The organism is Streptomyces sp. N50, assembly GCF_033335955.1.
In the GTDB taxonomy this organism is placed as follows: Bacteria; Actinomycetota; Actinomycetes; order Streptomycetales; family Streptomycetaceae; genus Streptomyces.
In genome coordinates this window covers 744,859-761,365 of the sequence record NZ_CP137550.1, presented here as the reverse complement: position 1 = coordinate 761,365, position 16,507 = coordinate 744,859, and the positions used below count along the sequence as shown (strand labels likewise).

The following is a 16,507-nucleotide window of genomic DNA, read 5'->3' as shown; positions in this document are numbered from 1 at the left end:
GGTCAGCCGGTGACGCGGACCAGGAGGAGCGCCACGTCGTCGTCGGGCTCCGGGCGCAGCGCGTTGAGGAGCATGTCGCTCGTCTGCTCCAGAGGGCGGCGGGAGCTCTGCAACAGCCGCGTCAGCGCGTGCAGTCCGACGTCGATGTTCTCGCCGCGGTTCTCCACCAGCCCGTCGGAGTAGAGGGCGAGCAACGCGCCTGTGGTGAAGTCGACTTCGGCGGTCCCGAAGTCGACGCCGCCGACGCCCAGGGGGACTCCGCCGGGGATGTCGAGGAGCTCCGCGTTGCCGTCGGGATGGATCAGAACGGGCGGCAGATGCCCGGCACTTGAGAGCGCGCAGGTTCCCCGGCCCAGGTCGACGACTCCGTACGCGCACGTGGCGATCGCGTCGCCGAGGGAACCGGTGAGGTCGTCGAGGTGGTGCAGCAACTCGGCGGGTGGGAGGTCGAGCCGCGCCAGTGCGCGGGTCGCGGTGCTCAACTGGCCCATGATGGCGGCGGCTTGGACGCCCTTGCCCATCACGTCGCCCACGACGAGACCGGTGCGGCCCGGTCCCAGCGGCAGCACGTCGTACCAGTCGCCGCCGACCTCGCTCAGTGCCGGGAGGTAGCGGGCGGCGATGTCGAGGCCCTCCTGCCGGGCCGGGGCGGGTGGCAGCAGGCTGCGCTGGAGGGTCAGCGCGGTGGTGCGTTCGCGGCCGTAGAGGCGGGCGTTGTCGATGCAGATCGCGGCGCGCGCGGCGAGTTCCGTGGCGAGGACGCGGTCCTGTTCGTCGAAGGGGCGCTCGTTGACGGTGCGGTAGAGGCTCAGCGTGCCGAGGACCTCCCCGCGGGCCATCAATGGGACGGCCAGGTAGGAGTGGACGCCTGCCGTGCGCAGGGTCTGGGCGGCGCGGCCGTCCCGGGCGATGCGGCGCATGGTCGGCGGGTCGACCCGTTCGACGAGGATCGGGCCGGCCTCGCGGACGCACTGGGTGATGATGCGGTTGGGGCCGTAGGTGGCCAACTCGCCCACCGGGTCCGCCGCGTGGATCGCGTCGGTCAGGTATCCGGCGGCGACGGCCAGCGCGCGGAACTCGACCTGCGCGTCCTCGGTCACCGGGGTGATCGTGCCGTCCGTGACGACCGATTCGAGTACGTCGACGGCGGCCAGGTCGGCCACATGCGGGACCGCCACGTCGGCCAGCTCCCGCGCGGTCTGCTGAAGGTCCAGCGTCGTGCCGATCCGGACCCCGGCCTCCGCCACGACGGACAGATGCTGGCGCGCCTGCGCGACCTCGGCGGCCGCCTGCTCCCGCTCGGTGACGTCCAGGACGGCCATCGCCAGCCCGAGGACCCGGCCCTGCGCGTCCTCGATGCGGTGGTACGACTCCGAGTACGCCCGGTCCACGACGTCGGCCGCGGTCCGGCCCACGGTCTGCTGGTCGAGCAGCGGCTTGCCGGTGATCAGCACGTGCCGCATCCGCGCCTCGATGGCCGCGACGTCGAGACCGGGCAGCATCTCACCGACCCGGCGCCCGACGACCTGCTCCTCGGGCACGCCGTTGATGCGCTCCAGCGCCGGGTTGACCCCGACCCACCGCAGGTCGGTGTCGAACACCGCGATGCCCACCGGCGTCTGCCGCACCAGGCTGTGGGACAGGGCCAGGTCCCGCTCCACGCCCCTTACCGTCGTGGCGTCCGCCGCGAGACCCAGCAGATGCGGCTGACCGTGGCTGTCGCGCAGCCGCATCGTGCGGAACTCCACCAACCGCTCCGTGCCGTCCCGGTGCAGCAGCGGGAACACCCCCGCCCAGCGGGCACCCGTACCGACCTGCGCGAACAGCTCACGCGCCCTGACCCGGTCGTCGGGCGACACCAGCAGCCGGTCCGCGCGCTGGGTCAGCGCCTCCTCGGGGGAGTAGCCGAGCAACTGCTCCGCCTCGGGACTCCACAGCCCGATGTACCCGCCGGCGTCCAGCACCACCGCCGCGACCCGCAACAGGTCCAGCAGCCCGCCCGGGGCGGCCGGGACACCGTCCCCGGCACCGTAAGCGTCCATCCCAGCCGCTCCTTCCGGCGCGGCACGGCACCGCCAAGATCCGCACCACGGGTCATCCGATTACGGCACAGCCCGCCCCGCAGGGCAACACCGCGCGAGGTGAACAGGCGAAGGGGGCCGTATGGAGCACACGCCCGTGCGGACGCCGACGGACCCCCGGATTCTGGTCGTGCCCCGACCCCACAGCCCTCAGGACACTCCATGCCCCTCCCGCTCCGCCTCGTCTCCCTCCTGGTCGCCACCTGCGTGGGCGCCCTCGTCCCCGCCTCGCCCGCCGCGGCCGACGACCACTCCCTCCAGCGCGGCCTCGACGAACTGGTCGCCGCCCCCGACGGCCCGCCCGGCGTGATCGTCGTGCTCCGCGACGGTGACCACCAACGCGTCCTGCGCGCAGGCACCGCCGACATCACCACCGGCCGCCCCCTCGAACCGAACGACCACACCCGGACCGCGAGCACCAGCAAGGCGTTCAGCGGGGCGGTGGCCCTGAGCCTCGTACGACAGCACCGGCTCGCCCTCGACGACACGATCGGCACCCGGCTGCCCCACCAGCCCAAGGCCTGGCGGAAGGTGACCCTGCGCCAGCTGCTCCAACACACCAGCGGACTCCCGGACTTCAGCGAGAGCACCCGCTTCCGCAGCCTCATCCAGGCCGACCCACACCATCACTTCGACTCACGGCGCCTGCTCGACTTCGTGGCGGGCGAACCGCTGCGCTTCACGCCGGGCTCGCAGTACCGCTACTCCAACTCCGACAACATCGCCGTAGCGCTGATGGCGGAGGCGGCGACCGGTACCCGCTACGAGGACCTGCTGCGCCACGACGTCTACAAGCCGCTGGGGCTGCGCGACACGAGCCTGCCGCAGGGGTACGAGATGCCGGAGCCCTACATGCACGGATACGCGGTCGGCGGACCGTCCGGACCGGAGGACGTCAGCGAGGCGATCGGGATGTCGGGCGTGTGGGCCTCGGGCGGGATCACCTCCTCGCCCCGCGACCTGACGGCGTTCATCAGCGGCTACGCGGCCGGGGCCCTCACCTCGAAGGCGGTCGTCCAGGAACAGCGGCACTGGATCCCCGGGGCTTCCGAACCGGCCGGCCCGGGCCGCAACAGCGCCGGACTCGCGCTCTTCCGCTACGACACCCGGTGCGGGGTCGTACTCGGACATACCGGGAACACCCTCGGTTACACACAGTTGATCGCGGCCACCCCCGACGGCCGACGCTCGCTCACTTTCTCATTGACAACTCAGGTGAACCAGGCGGGGAATCCGGAACTCCTGGCCAAGGTGCGCGCGGTCGAAGAGGACGCGGTGTGCTCCCTGTTGGGGACATACGGGGCGGAGCGCCACTCCTGACCCGGGGCGCTCGCCCCTTCCGCCTCAGGTGAACCGTTACTGCTCAACCGACCGCGCTGTCCGACCCGTTGACGAGGCCCTCCCGTTCCGAGGCGGCGGGCAGGGCCAGCCACTCCGCGATGGTCCGGGCGATCGGCTGGCCGGTCTCCGCCTCGACGAAGCCGAACTGGCCCGACTGGTTGCACTCCAGGAACCACCAGGTGCCGTCGCCGTCCTCGGCGAAGTCGAAGGCGCCGTAGGCCAGTTCGGCATCGCGCATGTACGTCAGGACGGCCGCGGCGATGCGCGGCGGGACCTCGACGGGGCACCAGGGCTGCGCGGAGGTGGCGAAACGGACGTCGACCTCGGCGGGGTCGGCGTCGGGGGCGGTCACCGTACGGGCGGCGAGCATCCGGTCGCCCACCACGGTGAGCCGGATGTCCGCGCGCTTGGCGACCCGGCGCTGCAGCAGCGTCGGGCCGAACGCGACGGCGGCGAAGTCGGTGTCCGGCGCGACCCGGCTCGTCGGCACCGCGCGGGGCGGATCCTGCGGATGGGAACCGGAGACCGGCTTGACCACCAGGTCCGGGAAGCGCCGCGAGAACTCGCGGGCGGCCTGCGGGAACGTGGTGATCAGAGTGGCCGGCACGGGCAGGCCGCTGTGCTGGGCGTGGCGCAGCTGCCAGGGCTTGTGCCGGGCGCGGCGGGACGCGTCGGGGTGGTTCATCCAGCGGGCGCCACAGCCGCGGAGCATGCCGTAGAGCGCCTGGGAGGCCTCCTCGGTCAGCCACGCGGAGGGCTGGGGCGCGCGGGTCGCCGGAGTGCCCGGTCTGCGCACCCAGATGGACCGGAGTCCGCTCACGCTCACCAGCCGCCCCCCGGCGGACAGATGACCGCGGAAGGCTCCGTGCACGTACTCCCCGGACAGCGCGACCCCGCCGGTGAGGTCGGCGGGATCGATCCGGACCACGGGGACGCCGGACGCGTGGAGGTGGACCACCACCATGTCCGCTGTGACGTCCTCTTCGCAGGTAAGGACCAGGACGGTCATTTTCGTCGTTCCGTGTTCAGTCGTCGAAGTGAGTCTTCGATCCCGCGGTGGACGTCGTGGTCCCCAGTTCTCTCAGCAGAGCGAGATCATGGGCGGCGACCCGTCCGTCGGCGAGCACGTTCAACTGCAGTCCGGAGTCGTAGCTGTACGGAGCGGTGAGCTCCAACTGTGCTGCCGGGCGAGCGTAGTTGAGCGCGAACGGTTGCATCGTCTCTCCCTCGTCGGTACTGCCTCGTGCAAGCGGTGGCCACCCTGCGAGGTCGCTTGGCCCGCTGACTTCCGTCTGCTTCCAGAGACTTATACGAATCGAACGAGTGAATGGTTTCCTTACTCTGCGTAGTCAAAGTAAGGAGCGCGCCACGCGTACCGGGGTCAGTCGAGCTCGCCCGGCAGCCCCTTCTCCTGCTCCCCGAGGGAGTTGCGCATCGTGCGAAGAGCGAGGAGGAGGACGGCGATGTCGTCCAGATACACGGGATCGGGCATCAGGTCGGTGGGCAGCACGAAGTAGAGGACGGCACCCCAGAAAACCCATTTGGGGCCGGTCGGAAGGCCTGCGCGCCGCATCGAGCGCCGGGTACGGACGAGCCGCACGAACACTCCGAGGGCCACGGCGAGCAGCATCACCGCGAGCACCGCGACGATGACGATCACGGTCGTGGTCGAGTCCACTGGCGCCCCTTTTCCCGGTCCGGCCGCACGGCATGTGCCCTATCCGGATGCCCGGTTACGGCCCCGGTATGGCCGACGAGGGGAACATCACACCCGAACGCTTCGAAGGGCCTTGACAGCCGTTGACCCCTTGTCGGGTGCTGGTACGTTTTCACCGTGAGCGCGACCAACGGCCCTGGAACCCATGTACGGATCGGCCTCGACGCCCCACCACGCGTGGCCGGCCTCGGCGTCGGCGTGCACGGCACGGTGAGCCCGCGCGACGTGTTCCGGCTGCCCGACCTCTGGCAGCTCCATCTGTACGCCTACGAGGCCGAGTTGACCGTCGACGGGGTGGCGCACGAGATCAGGCCCGGCCATGTGAGCCTGGTGCCGCCCGGCGCACTGGTGCGGTTCCACTACCGGGGCCGCTCCGAGCATCTCTTCGCCCACCTGGAACTCCCGTCCGCCGGTGAGCGGTTGACCGTGCCCGTGATGCAGGACGCCGGTACGCAGACGCCCGTGCTGACCGACCTGATGCGGCGTGCGGTCGCGGCGGCGCCGCGCAACTCCGCACGCGCGGCGGCGGAGTTGTGGACGCTGCTGTGGCGCGTGGCGGACCTGGCGACCCCGGAGGCGGGCGGAACCACCGGCCCCCACCCGGCACTCGCCCTGGCCATGGCGCACATCGAGTCGAACCTCGCGGCCCAACTGGCCGTCCCCGACGTGGCGCAGGCGGCCGGCGTCTCCCACAACCACCTCATCCGCCTGTTCCGTGCCGAGACCGGCACCACGGTCGTCGCCTACCTCCGGCACCGCCGCATGGAACGCGCCCGGCATCTGCTGCGTGAGTCGACCCTGTCCATCCCGGCGATCGCGGCCGCCGTCGGCATCGGCGACCTCCAGGCCTTCAACAAGGCGTGCAGGCGCGAACTGGGGGCTTCACCCAGGGCAGTTCGCGCCGGTGCCTCGTGAGTCAGTCCCGGCCCGCACCTCTGTAGAGGTCCAACTCCCCGTCCAGCTCGACCGCCAGGACCGTCGCAGACTCGTCCACGTCGGCCGCACCCGGGGCGTCGATCCACGTCACGCCCGGCACGTCACCGAGCCCGCCGATGACGTCGTGACCGAGCTCGGCACCGGTGCCGAGGACGGTGATCCGCTTGACGGGCGTACGCAGCCCGCGCACCGACACCGACTCGCGCGGCGGATCGAAGCACACCAGGTACAGCGTGCGGCGGTCGGCGGAGAGGGTGCTGGGGCCGTAGTGGTGCCCGGCGGGCAGACCGGCGACTGTGCCGTACACCGCCTCGGAGTGCCGGGCGATCCACGCGCCGAGTCCTTCAAGTCGCTCCGTCTGTGCGGGCGTTATGGTCCCGTCCTCCATCGGGCCGACGTCGAGGAGGAGATTTCCGCCCATCCCGATCGTCTCCGTGAAGTAACGCACCAACTGCCGCACGGACTTGTGGTGCTCGTCCCCGTGCTGGAAACCCCACGAGTCGTTGACCGTCAGGCACAACTCCCACGGCCCGTCCGGCGCTTGCAGCGGCACCCCCTGCTCGGGCGTCGCGTAGTCGCCGTGGCTGAGCATGCGGGCGTTGAGGACGGTGTCGGGGTTCCCGGCGAGGATCAGCCCCGCCAACTCCCGCATGCCCCACTGCTCTTCGCCGCGCTCCCACTCGCCGTCGAACCACAACAGGTCGGGCCGGAAGCGGTCGACCAGCTCGCCGACCTGGCCGTCGCGGTAGGCGAGGTAGCGCGCCCAGGCGGCCGGGTCCTCGTGGCCGGGCTGTGCGGAGGCGTACGGGTTGGTGCGGATCTCCTCGTCGGGCGGCCGGGGGTGCGCCGTGCTGGCGTAGTCGGGGTGGTTCCAGTCCGAATGGGAGTAGTACAGGCCGACGTTGAGGCCCTCCTCGCGCAGCGCCTCCGCGTACGGTCCGATCAGATCGCGGCCCGCCGGGGTGCGGCGGACCACGTCCAGGTCACCGTGGGCCGTGTCCCACAGGGCCACGCCGTCGTGGTGGCGGGCGGTCAGCACCGCGTACTTGGCACCCGCTCGCGCGAACAGCCGCGCCCAGGCCCGTGGTTCGTACCGTGCGGCGGTGAACCCGTCGAGCTGGCGCATGTACTGGTCGTGCGGGACCTGGCCCGAGTAGAAGGACCAGGACTCCGGCACACCGTCGACGGCATAGATCCCGTAGTGGACGAAGATGCCCAACTTGGCATCGCGGAACCAGGGTTGCATCGGCATGCCGCCAAACTAGGGCGGAGCGTCCGGGGCGCGCGTGGGTGGTGATCACCACTGGTGGTCGATTCTCACCATCGGCGTCGCGCTGCGTAGGCCTTCGGCGCGACCGAGGGGCCAGGACGTCATCTGCGTGACGACGTTTGCCTCGGGCCCCGCGGTCGACTGCCTACCGCTCCTCGGCCGAGCGCTCACCGTCACTCGGCGGATCGGCGTGCTCGCTGTCGGTCGGCGGTGCGGCGGGGCGCAGCGCCTTCGTCGCGTCCCTCAGCCGACCGAACGTCCGCTGGAACGGGGACCCGCCCGGCTGGGACGGCGCCCCGGGCACGGCGGCACCGGCGGAGTCGCGCAGCGCGGCCAGCGCCTCGTTGGCCCGGTCCGCGGACTCCCGGTACAGGTCCCGGGACTTGGTCATCGCTTCGAGCGCCTCGGCGTACATGGCCACGAGCCTGCGCTCGCGGGCCAGTTCCTCCTCCATCGTCATCAGCTTCCACTGCTCGTGCAGCGCGGTGACGGCCTCCTGGCCGCCGTCCGGCAGGGGGCGCGCGGAGGCGGCGTAGCGGCAGAGGACGTCGACGAGTTCGGTGGGTTCGGAGCCGTCGAGGAAGACGCTGCGCACGGAGAACTCGCGCACGTCGTAGGAGGGGGCCACCGGGCTGGTGGGCAGGATCACGGCACCGCCGCGCGGCACCTGGAAGTCGAACTCGCGCAGCAACGCCCAGTTGACGGACCGTAGTTGGTCGGGTGTGGCCCGGTGCTCCACCACGCAGTGCTGGAGGCTCGCGGGCAGCAGCCGGGCCAGGGGCTGGCGGCCGTGCGCGTCCGGGGTCATCGCCTCGTGCACGACGACGTGGATGCTCCAGCCGTCCTGCGCGCAGCTGCGGAACAGGCGCCGCAGCTCCTTCTCGTCGGACGGCAGCGGATTGACCTGTCCGAAGCGCAGCCCCGGGACCGTCACATGGTCCCAACCCGCGTCGGCTTCCTCGGAGTTGTCGGGCCAGAACATGGTCGCGGGAGAGGGCCACCGGGGATCCCAGACCCGCTCGGCCTCCGCGACAAGGAGCCACTCCCGTTCCTCGACCGCGACGGAGGCGGCAGCGGCCGAAGCCGGTTCCGGAGCGGGCGGGAACGTCAGGCGCGCCCGCACGGTCACCGTCCCCTCCACGCGCCACCGGGCCTCGAACACCCGCTCGCGCGGATCCTCGTGCTGGTCCTCGTCGGGTTCCAGGTGGTCGTCGATGACCTCGCGGTCCTTGAGCCGTTGCAACTGTCGCCGTACGACGTCCGCGGCGTCGGCGGACCCGACGTGGCGGCCGCGAGCCAGCCACACCGTGTGGGGGATCGTGGGCGAAGCTGTGGAGGAGTTCGACATAGGCCAATCTGCGGGCGGGGGCGGTGCTGACCCACCAGTATCACCGTCGGAGATCTTGACGGGTCAAGCGGGGGGTCGAGCAGGGGTCGTGGAGTCTCGTATGCCCGTTTTTCCAGGGATACCGCGCGAGCTTACGCGCGGGGTGTGATCCGTTCACTCCGGGCGGCCGGGTTTCACGCGTGCCTCTGACGTGGACCTGTCCGCAGAATGGTGGAGCGGACGGGACCCGCCCACCATCCGCTCGGGGCGGGTCCCTTCCGTGTGCCGCCGGGTCTCACCGTCCCCGGCGCCTGTTCGATGCGCCAGGCCGGGACGGGGCGCCCGGTTCGGGCGGGGGCGCGCTGAAGCCGGCCGGTACCGAACGGGCGCTCGTCGGGGGAGGCGCCTGCAGGGGTACGACCGTCTCCTCGCGCGGCGGCCGGGTGCGCGGCAGCGGCTTGCCGACGACGCGGGTGTGCGTCATCAGCGAGGCGCAGGCCGCGCAGACCTCGGCCAGGGTCCACACCTGGCCGACCGCGGGATCGTGGCGCAGCACGAGCAGCACCGAGCCCGAGCAGTCGACCCGGGTCCCCTCGTGCGCCGCGCACCGCTGGCGACGGCAGCCGCAGGCCGCGTCGGGGCGTACGGTCGCCGCTCTGACGTGGGCCGCCGCATGGGCTTCGGCGAAGCGGCGCAGGGCCGCGATGTCGCGCGACCGGGCGGGCATGCCGCACCCGGAGGAGCAGCTGACCGAGGCGGTACGGTCGCGGTGACCTGTGATGCGAATAGTCCAGGTACGCCCGGGTCGACGGGCTGACGGGGCGTCAGGGTACGCGAGAGCCAAGACCACAGTTCCTTTGAGTGGAGGTGTTCACGCGGAAGAGGCGCTGAGTTAAGGGCTAGCTGAGTTAAGAACTACCCGTCACGGGGCAGTTCACATCATTTGCGGCCCTGAAGTATTCGTTCGAGCCCGCGATACGGTCGGCGTATGTCTGACGCGCGGCTGACCACGTCCTCCTTCCTGGTCCTCGGCATCATCGACAGACTCGGCGAGGCGAGCCCGTACGACGTGAAGACGGAGGCCGCGCGGACCGTCGCGCCGTTCTGGTCGGTGCCGCACGCGCAGGTGTACGCCCAGTGCGACCGGCTGCTGGAGGCGGGGCTGTTGTCCCAGGTGCGGCAGGAAAGCGGCCGCAACCGCAGGGTGCTGACCCTCACGGGCCAGGGCCGGTCCGTCCTCCGGAGCTGGCTCGACGACCCGGAGTTCGTGCCGGTCGAGGCCAGGGAACGCGGCATTCTGAAGCTCTGGTTCGGCGGCCGACCCGACGTCCTGGCCCCGGCCCAGCTCGGCGAGCACGAGAGGACCCTGCGCGGCTACGAGGAACTCGCCGACGGCGTGGGCGAGTTGCTGACCCCCGGGCAGCGCGAGGCGCTGGAGTTCGGCATCCGGTACGAGCGGATGATGGTCGACTTCTGGCAGTGGGTGCGGCACCGCGACGAACGCACGCAGGACCGTTGACCGCGACGACGGTCGGCCCTACCGTCTCGATAGTCCAGAAGAGACCATCGAGGGCCGGACCGCGGCCCTGAGCCAGCAGGGGGGCCGCCGTGCGTCGTCCGACGAACAGCGCCTGGCGCCGCGCCACGATGATCGCGGTCACGGCCGTGTGCCTGGCCTACGCGCCGATCGCGATGACCGAACTCTGGCCCTACGCCCGCCCCGGTGCCCCCGCCTTCGGTGAATGGGTCATGGGCCACGTCGTCAATCCGCGCTACGTCACCGACGCCCTCGCCGGCCGCGTCGCGCCCTACCGCCACAGCCTCGTCCCGATGATCGTGCACTCGGTCCTCGGCGGCGCCCTCATGCTCCTCGGCCCTGCCCAACTCCTCACCGCCGCCCGCCGACGCGCCCGCCTGCACCGCACGCTGGGCGTGATCTTCGCGGTCACGGTGTACGTCTCGATGGCCGGCGCCGGGATCTATCTGGCACGCACCGCACCCCAAGACGCGTTCAGCGGCCCCGCGTTCTGGATCGTGCTCGCCACCCTGCTGGTCGGCACCGTCATGAGCGTCACCTTCGGCATCCTCGCCGCGATCGGCGGCCTTTTCGACCTGCACCAGCGCTGGATGCTCCTCTGCTACGCGTTCCTCCTCACCGCCCCGCTGCTGCGCCTCGAATGGGGCTTCCTGCCAAGGCTGTTGCCCGGCCTGACCATGGAGCAGATCAACCAGGTGGCCATCATGCACCTGGGCTCGGTGGTCGCGTTCGGCGCGCTGATCGCCTCGCGCGCACGGGACCGCCGTACGACGGTGGAGGGCGTGTCGGGTTCCTGGGTGCCGCTGCCCGTGCTCGCCGTCGCGCAACTCGCCGGTGCGGGCGCCCTGTTGTGGATCGCGCGCTCGTATCTCGACTTCGGCGCGACCGGACGGCGGCTGCTGTGGGCCTATCTCCTTCCCTACGCGGTCAGTTACGCCGTGATGGCCGTCAACGCCCGCCGCGCCGGACGTGAGGGTCGACCGTGGGCCCGGGAGGAATGGCGGCTGCACCTCACGGCGCTGTGCCTGGCGCCGGTGCTGTCGGTCGGTGCCGCTCCGGTCTTCCAACGCGCCCTGGGACTCGACCGGTTGACGGCTCTGTCGGCCGGGGTCGCCATCGGGTGCGGGATGCTGGCTTTCGCCGCCACCACGGTCGTGAGCCTGCGTGTTCTGTCCGCCCGCACCCCCGCCGTGGGCGTGAGGGGACGCCTGCTGCCCGGTTCGGTCAGTGGGGATAGGCGCGCGGTGGCCGCTGCCGGGGCAGTTCGTCGCGGAACTCCTCGATGAGCGAGCTCACTTGGCGGATGAGCGCGGTTCGCTCCAACCGGTCGAGGTAGAGGTTCCGGCGCGCGAGGCCCGGTGCGTCCACGCAGAAGTACAGCGCCATCAGCGGATTGATGAACAGCTCGCCGCCGCGCGTGCGTTCGGTGAAGCGGACGTCACCGAAGTCCCCGCGCACGGCCGCCGCGACGGAACCGTTGACGATGCTCGGATGGTCCGGCGTGGACTCCTGGGCGTGGGCCACCGCATCGAGATACAGCTGCCCCTCCCGGCTCTCGCGCGGCAGCGAGAACGCGCCGAGATAGGCCCCCTCGCGATCCAGCGCGGCCAGGTTCTCCAACACCAGCGCGTGATTGACCCCGTGATACGCGTCCACACCGAACCCGAGGCACGCCACCAGCCGCACCGGCACCTCGTCGAGCCCGTTCACCGCCGCGAGGCTGACCATGTCCTCCTCCGGCGTGCCCAGCCCGTGCTCGTCACCCCGCATCAGGATGTCGGTGCCGCCGTCCACCAGCACGACGGCGTCGACACCGCCGAGATGTCCGATCAGCGTGCGGTACGCGTCCCGCAGCGGCTGCACACCGGTCAGCGGGAACGCGTACACCGTGGACGGCAGGTCGTGCTGGTCGAGCCACCGTGCCAGGGTCCGCTCGGGGAAGTAGTCGCCACGAGCCTCCGTGTCCGGGCGTACGGCGGCGACGTCCCGGTCCACCCACACGTCCTGGTCGAGGCCGTAGAGGTCGGCGAAGGACAGGTTGGCGAGGTGCACCTCCTTGCCGGCCGCACATAGCGCGAGGGCCAGCGGCAGCCCGGCGTAGACGTCGAAGCCGCCGCCCGCACCGGCGACCAGGATCCGGCGCGCATCGCGCAGACGGCTGAGGAACGGGGGTTCGAGGAGGGAGAACACCGGGGGACGTTAGCAGCCCCGTACGCCATGATGGGTGGGTGGACTTCGAGCCGTACCGGGGCGAACTGGTGGCGTACTGCTATCGGATGCTGGGCTCCTACCACGAGGCCGAGGACCTGGTGCAGGAGACGATGCTGCGCGCGTGGAAGGCCCGCGACCGGTACGACCCCGCACGCGCGTCCGTGCGCACCTGGCTCTACCGCATCGCCACCAACGTCTGCCTCACCGCGCTCGAAGGCCGCGCCCGCCGCCCCCTTCCGTCCGGCCTCGGCGCACCGGGCGAGGACCCCGCAACACCGCTCACGCCCGCGGCCGACATCCCCTGGCTGCAGCCCTTCCCCGACGCGCGCTACGACATGGAGGCCCGCGCCGACATGCGGCTCGCCCTCGTCGTCGCCCTGCAACGGCTGCCCGCGCGGCAGCGGGCCGTGCTCGTGCTGCGCGAGGTGCTGCAGTTCAGCGCGGCCGAGGTCGCCGACCAGCTCGACACCACCGTCCAGGCCGTCAACAGCACACTCCAGCGCGCCCGCGCCGCCCTCACGGAGGTCGACGACGACGCGATCGCCGAACCGGACGACCCCGAGGCACGGGAGGTCGTCGACCGCTACCTGAGGGCGTTCGAAGCGGCCGATGTCCCCGCCCTGGTACGGCTGTTGGCCGACGCCGTGGTCCTGGAGATGCCGCCGGTCCCGCTCTGGTTCCGGGGTACCGAGCACTACGGCGCGTTCATGCGGCGGGTCTTCGAACTCCGGGGTACCGACTGGGTGTTGAGGCGCCTGGTCGCCAACGGCCAGCCCACGCTGGCCGCGTACGCACAGGACCCCGCGGGCGGGCATCGGCTGCACAGCCTCCAGGTCTTCGCGGTCACCGGCGACCGCGTCACCCGCAATGTCGTCTTCACCGATCCGCAGGTGCTGGACGCCTTCGAGCTGCCCCGAAGGATTTCCGCGAACTGATCCCGCTCGCCGCGATGAGTTCGGCCGACGCCACCGGTACGTACCGGTGAGCACCGACCGAAAGGACATCCATCATGAGCGTCATCGTCATCCAGTTCACCACCCTGGACGGGATCGTCTCCGACCCCGACGGGTCCGACGGCACCCCGGACGGCGGCTGGATCTTCCGTTACGGCCGTGAGGAGATCGACGGCGACAAGTTCCGGCTGGGCAGCACCCTCGACGGCGGGGTCATGCTGCTCGGCCGCAGGACCTGGGAGGCGTTCTCGCGGCTGTGGCCGGCCCGCGACGACGAGTTCTCCGCGCGCATGAACGCCGGGGCGAAGCTGGTCGCGTCCCGCACCCTGACCGATGTGTCGGCGTGGGCGAATTCGAGCGTCCTCGACGGCGACCTCGTCGACGCCGTGAAGCGTGAGGAGCGGGATGTGATCGTCATCGGCAGCCTGCCCGTCGTCCGCACGCTGATGGCCCAGGACCTGGTCGACGAGTACCGGCTGATCACCTTCCCCACGGTCCTCGGCACCGGCGAACGGCTCTTCCCGGCGGGCGGTCCGCCCCTCCACCTGGAGTGCCAGGAGATCGAGAGGACGGCCCACACCGTGTTCGCCCGGTACGGGAGGGCGGCACGCTGACGTGCGCGAGGGGCCCGGCGGCACGTACGTACGTACCGCCGGGCCCCTCGGTGTCAGCTGCGTGGGAGTGAGGTTTACGCGTATGCGGGGGTTGAGGCTTACGCGCCGCTCGCCCTGAGCATGTCCTCACGCTCGACGATCTTCACGCGCTCGCGGCCCTGCGGCTCGCCCAACGCCTTCTCGGCGGCGTCCAGTTGGTACCAGCCGTCCCACGTGGTGAAGCGGACGTCGCGCTCGGCGAAGAACGCCTCCACGGCCGCCGGGTCGGGCGAGACAGGCGTGTGCAGACGGCCGTTGGCGTGGTCGTCGAGGAGGTTGGCGATCGTCTCGTTGGCGTCGCCCTTGGTGTGGCCGATCAGGCCGACCGGGCCGCGCCGGATCCAGCCGGTGACGTACGTCGACTGGAGGTGCTCGCCGGTCTCCTGGATGACCCGGCCGCCCTCGTCCGGGACCGTGCCCGAGTCGATGTCCCAGGGGAGCTTGGGGAGTTTGTCGGAGAGGTAGCCGACCGCGCGGTAGATCGCGGTGACGTCCCAGTCCTTGAACTCGCCGGTGCCCTTGACGTTGCCGGTGCCGTCCAGGGCGGTGCGCTCGGTGCGCAGGCCGATGACCTTGCCGTCCTCGCCGAGGATCTCGGAGGGGGACTCGAAGAAGTGCAGGAACAGCTTGTGCGGGCGGTCGCCGACATCGCGGATCGCCCAGTTCTCCAGGGTCTTGGCGACCATGTCGGCCTGCTTGTTGCCGCGCCGGGTGGTGATCGAGCCCTCGTCGTAGTCGATGTCCTCGGGGTCGACGATGACCTCGATGTTCGGCGAGTGGTCCAGCTCGCGCAGCTCCATAGGGGAGAACTTCGCCTGCGCCGGGCCGCGGCGCCCGAAGACGTGCACCTCCAGCGCCTTGTTCGCCTTGAGGCCCTCGTGGACGTTCGGCGGGATCTCGGTCGGGAGCAGCTCGTCGCCGGTCTTGGCGAGGACGCGGGCCACGTCGAGAGCCACGTTGCCGACACCGAGAACGGCGACCTTCTCGGCCTCCAGCGGCCAGGTGCGCGGGACGTCGGGGTGGCCGTCGTACCAGGAGACGAAGTCGGCGGCGCCGTAGGAACCGTCGAGCTCGATGCCCGGTATGGACATCTCGCGGTCGGCCGTGGCGCCGGTGGAGAAGACCACCGCGTCGTAGAAGCTGCGCAGGTCGTCCAGGCTGATGTCGGTCGGGTAGTCGACGTTGCCGAAGAGGCGGATCTGCGGCTTGTCGAGGACCTGGTGCAGGGCGTTGATGATGCCCTTGATGCGCGGGTGGTCGGGGGCGACGCCGTACCGGATCAGGCCGAAGGGCGCGGGCATCCGCTCGAAGAGGTCGATGGAGACGCCGGGTTCGGCGGCCACCTCGGACTTGAGCAGGGCGTCGGCGGCGTAGATCCCGGCGGGGCCGGCTCCGACGATGGCTACCCGCAGGGGGCGCGGCATGATCAGGTTCCCTTCGAGCGAAAACAAGCGACTCGACGGGAAGCCTAAACTAAGGCATGCCTAACTCGGTATGCGGGTCCGGTCTATGACCTCATAAGGCCGACTTATGGGGTGGCGAAGCTTGACGCATGGGTCGGCTGTCGCCGCGCGGGTCGGCGGAGTCTGGCACACGCGTTCCGGACCGCCGGCCTCAGCCCGCCGGGCGGATGTGCACCACGTCCTGGACGACCTCGGGCGGCGTGCTGAGCAACTGGAACATGACCCGGGCGACGGTGGCGGAGGGGAGCGGCTTCATGGCTCCCACCCTGGTCAGATAGCCGTCCGCCTCCCACACCGGCGCGGCGCGCTGCCGGTCCTCGCCGGGGAAGTTCTCGATGAAGGCGCTGTCCGAGATCGAGCCGAGGATCACCAGGGCGACCCGGATGCCGTCGCCGCGCAACTCCTTGTGCATCGCGGCGGTGAAGCCGTTCAGGCCGTGCTTGCTCGCCGCGTACATCGCCATCAGCGGCATGTGGTCCAGCGTGATCTCGGAGGAGATGTTGAGAATGTCACCACCTCCGGCCGCCCGCAGGAGCGGTACGGCTGAGCGGGTCGTGTGGATCGGGCCCAGGAGGTTGGTGCCGATGCAGCTGTGGATGTCCTCGTCGGCGGTGTCCTCGATGGCGCGGATGCGGGCCACCCCGGCGCTGTTCACCAGGATGTCCACCCGCCCGAACCGCTCCTCGACCTGAGCGAACGCCGCGCGGACGCTGTCGCCGCTGCTGACGTCGGTGGGGATCGTCAGCACCGGCCCCGCCATCTCCCGCGCGGCCGCCTCCAGCCGGTCGGCACGCCGGGCGAGGAGCACCACCTGCGCCCCGTTCTCGGCGAGCAGCGCCCCGACGGCCCGCCCCACGCCGGTCGAACCTCCGCTGATCACGGCGACCTTGCCCTGCATCGTGCCTGCCATGACGGCCTCCCCGGCGAGACGTTGACGAGACGGAACGAGCTGTGACGATGAAGTGAGAGGCTACCTCTCGCTAATTGAGAACGCCATATTCGTCACCGGAGACCGGTC

Annotated in this window: 16 protein-coding genes; 6 read left to right on the top strand and 10 right to left on the bottom strand. The window is 71.0% G+C overall.

Going from position 1 to position 16,507, the window contains the following annotated elements; all coding sequences use genetic code 11:
• Positions 1 to 2: 2 nt before the first annotated feature.
• On the bottom strand, positions 3 to 2,042 hold the full coding sequence (locus tag R2B38_RS47970; protein ID WP_318022503.1) for a SpoIIE family protein phosphatase: 2,040 nt from the start codon (positions 2,040 to 2,042) through the stop codon (positions 3 to 5).
• 201 nt (positions 2,043 to 2,243) lie between these two features.
• Here R2B38_RS47970 and R2B38_RS47965 point away from each other — a divergent pair, with 201 nt between their 5' ends.
• Positions 2,244 to 3,401, top strand: a complete 1,158-nt coding sequence (locus R2B38_RS47965) for a serine hydrolase domain-containing protein (RefSeq protein ID WP_318022502.1) — start codon at positions 2,244 to 2,246, stop codon at positions 3,399 to 3,401.
• Between the two features lie 43 nt (positions 3,402 to 3,444).
• Here R2B38_RS47965 and tgmB read toward each other — a convergent pair whose 3' ends face one another.
• The 3 genes from tgmB to R2B38_RS47950 form a co-directional block, all read right to left on the bottom strand.
• Positions 3,445 to 4,431, bottom strand: coding sequence for an ATP-grasp ribosomal peptide maturase (tgmB, locus tag R2B38_RS47960; protein ID WP_318022501.1), 987 nt, complete (start codon positions 4,429 to 4,431; stop codon positions 3,445 to 3,447).
• A 16-nt stretch (positions 4,432 to 4,447) separates the two neighbouring features.
• On the bottom strand, positions 4,448 to 4,639 hold the full coding sequence (gene tgmA / locus R2B38_RS47955; protein ID WP_033283043.1) for a putative ATP-grasp-modified RiPP: 192 nt from the start codon (positions 4,637 to 4,639) through the stop codon (positions 4,448 to 4,450).
• A 164-nt stretch (positions 4,640 to 4,803) separates the two neighbouring features.
• Positions 4,804 to 5,100, bottom strand: a complete 297-nt coding sequence (locus R2B38_RS47950; RefSeq protein ID WP_318022500.1) for a YkvA family protein — start codon at positions 5,098 to 5,100, stop codon at positions 4,804 to 4,806.
• A gap of 156 nt (positions 5,101 to 5,256) precedes the next feature.
• Here R2B38_RS47950 and R2B38_RS47945 point away from each other — a divergent pair, with 156 nt between their 5' ends.
• Entirely contained in the window at positions 5,257 to 6,054 is a 798-nt protein-coding gene (locus R2B38_RS47945) for a helix-turn-helix transcriptional regulator (RefSeq protein ID WP_318022499.1), read from the top strand.
• Between the two features lies 1 nt (position 6,055).
• Here R2B38_RS47945 and R2B38_RS47940 read toward each other — a convergent pair whose 3' ends face one another.
• The 3 genes from R2B38_RS47940 to R2B38_RS47930 all read right to left on the bottom strand — a co-directional run bounded on the left by R2B38_RS47940 (position 6,056) and on the right by R2B38_RS47930 (position 9,399).
• Positions 6,056 to 7,327, bottom strand: coding sequence for an alpha-L-fucosidase (locus tag R2B38_RS47940; protein ID WP_318022498.1), 1,272 nt, complete (start codon positions 7,325 to 7,327; stop codon positions 6,056 to 6,058).
• Between the two features lie 163 nt (positions 7,328 to 7,490).
• Positions 7,491 to 8,693: a hypothetical protein gene (locus R2B38_RS47935; protein WP_318022497.1), complete on the bottom strand. Its 1,203-nt coding sequence runs from the start codon at positions 8,691 to 8,693 to the stop codon at positions 7,491 to 7,493.
• Positions 8,694 to 8,967: 274 nt separating this feature from the next.
• Positions 8,968 to 9,399, bottom strand: coding sequence for a hypothetical protein (locus tag R2B38_RS47930; protein ID WP_318022496.1), 432 nt, complete (start codon positions 9,397 to 9,399; stop codon positions 8,968 to 8,970).
• A 261-nt stretch (positions 9,400 to 9,660) separates the two neighbouring features.
• Between R2B38_RS47930 and R2B38_RS47925 the strand changes: the two genes are divergently transcribed.
• A complete protein-coding gene (locus R2B38_RS47925) occupies positions 9,661 to 10,191 on the top strand; it encodes a PadR family transcriptional regulator (protein ID WP_318022495.1) in 531 nt (176 codons plus the stop codon).
• Between the two features lie 89 nt (positions 10,192 to 10,280).
• Positions 10,281 to 11,495: a DUF2306 domain-containing protein gene (locus tag R2B38_RS47920; RefSeq protein WP_318022494.1), complete on the top strand. Its 1,215-nt coding sequence runs from the start codon at positions 10,281 to 10,283 to the stop codon at positions 11,493 to 11,495.
• Here R2B38_RS47920 and R2B38_RS47915 read toward each other — a convergent pair.
• Complete coding sequence (locus R2B38_RS47915; RefSeq protein WP_318022493.1) at positions 11,434 to 12,399, bottom strand: DUF1152 domain-containing protein; 966 nt, start codon at positions 12,397 to 12,399, stop codon at positions 11,434 to 11,436. The genes R2B38_RS47920 and R2B38_RS47915 overlap by 62 nt on opposite strands.
• A 38-nt stretch (positions 12,400 to 12,437) precedes the next feature.
• On the opposite strand from R2B38_RS47915, the gene R2B38_RS47910 reads away from it, so the two are divergent.
• Both R2B38_RS47910 and R2B38_RS47905 read left to right on the top strand, forming a co-directional pair.
• A complete protein-coding gene (locus R2B38_RS47910) occupies positions 12,438 to 13,355 on the top strand; it encodes a sigma-70 family RNA polymerase sigma factor (RefSeq protein WP_318022492.1) in 918 nt (305 codons plus the stop codon).
• A gap of 74 nt (positions 13,356 to 13,429) precedes the next feature.
• Positions 13,430 to 13,987 (top strand): dihydrofolate reductase family protein, encoded by a 558-nt coding sequence (locus R2B38_RS47905; RefSeq protein ID WP_318022491.1) that lies wholly within the window; start codon positions 13,430 to 13,432, stop codon positions 13,985 to 13,987.
• A gap of 98 nt (positions 13,988 to 14,085) precedes the next feature.
• On the opposite strand, the gene R2B38_RS47900 is transcribed toward R2B38_RS47905, so the two are convergent.
• On the bottom strand, positions 14,086 to 15,450 hold the full coding sequence (locus tag R2B38_RS47900; RefSeq protein ID WP_318022490.1) for an FAD-dependent oxidoreductase: 1,365 nt from the start codon (positions 15,448 to 15,450) through the stop codon (positions 14,086 to 14,088).
• 190 nt (positions 15,451 to 15,640) lie between these two features.
• Positions 15,641 to 16,399 (bottom strand): SDR family oxidoreductase, encoded by a 759-nt coding sequence (locus R2B38_RS47895; protein WP_318022489.1) that lies wholly within the window; start codon positions 16,397 to 16,399, stop codon positions 15,641 to 15,643.
• Between the last annotated feature and the right edge of the window lie 108 nt (positions 16,400 to 16,507).

Coding starts and splice junctions, on each gene's coding strand:
- R2B38_RS47970 (WP_318022503.1), bottom strand. CDS start 2,042: ATGGACGCTTACGGTGCCGGGGACGGTGTCCCGGCCGCCCCGGGCGGG.
- R2B38_RS47965 (WP_318022502.1), top strand. CDS start 2,244: ATGCCCCTCCCGCTCCGCCTCGTCTCCCTCCTGGTCGCCACCTGCGTG.
- tgmB (WP_318022501.1), bottom strand. CDS start 4,431: ATGACCGTCCTGGTCCTTACCTGCGAAGAGGACGTCACAGCGGACATG.
- tgmA (WP_033283043.1), bottom strand. CDS start 4,639: ATGCAACCGTTCGCGCTCAACTACGCTCGCCCGGCAGCACAGTTGGAG.
- R2B38_RS47940 (WP_318022498.1), bottom strand. CDS start 7,327: ATGCCGATGCAACCCTGGTTCCGCGATGCCAAGTTGGGCATCTTCGTC.
- R2B38_RS47935 (WP_318022497.1), bottom strand. CDS start 8,693: ATGTCGAACTCCTCCACAGCTTCGCCCACGATCCCCCACACGGTGTGG.
- R2B38_RS47930 (WP_318022496.1), bottom strand. CDS start 9,399: ATGCCCGCCCGGTCGCGCGACATCGCGGCCCTGCGCCGCTTCGCCGAA.
- R2B38_RS47925 (WP_318022495.1), top strand. CDS start 9,661: ATGTCTGACGCGCGGCTGACCACGTCCTCCTTCCTGGTCCTCGGCATC.
- R2B38_RS47905 (WP_318022491.1), top strand. CDS start 13,430: ATGAGCGTCATCGTCATCCAGTTCACCACCCTGGACGGGATCGTCTCC.
- R2B38_RS47900 (WP_318022490.1), bottom strand. CDS start 15,450: ATGCCGCGCCCCCTGCGGGTAGCCATCGTCGGAGCCGGCCCCGCCGGG.
- R2B38_RS47895 (WP_318022489.1), bottom strand. CDS start 16,399: ATGGCAGGCACGATGCAGGGCAAGGTCGCCGTGATCAGCGGAGGTTCG.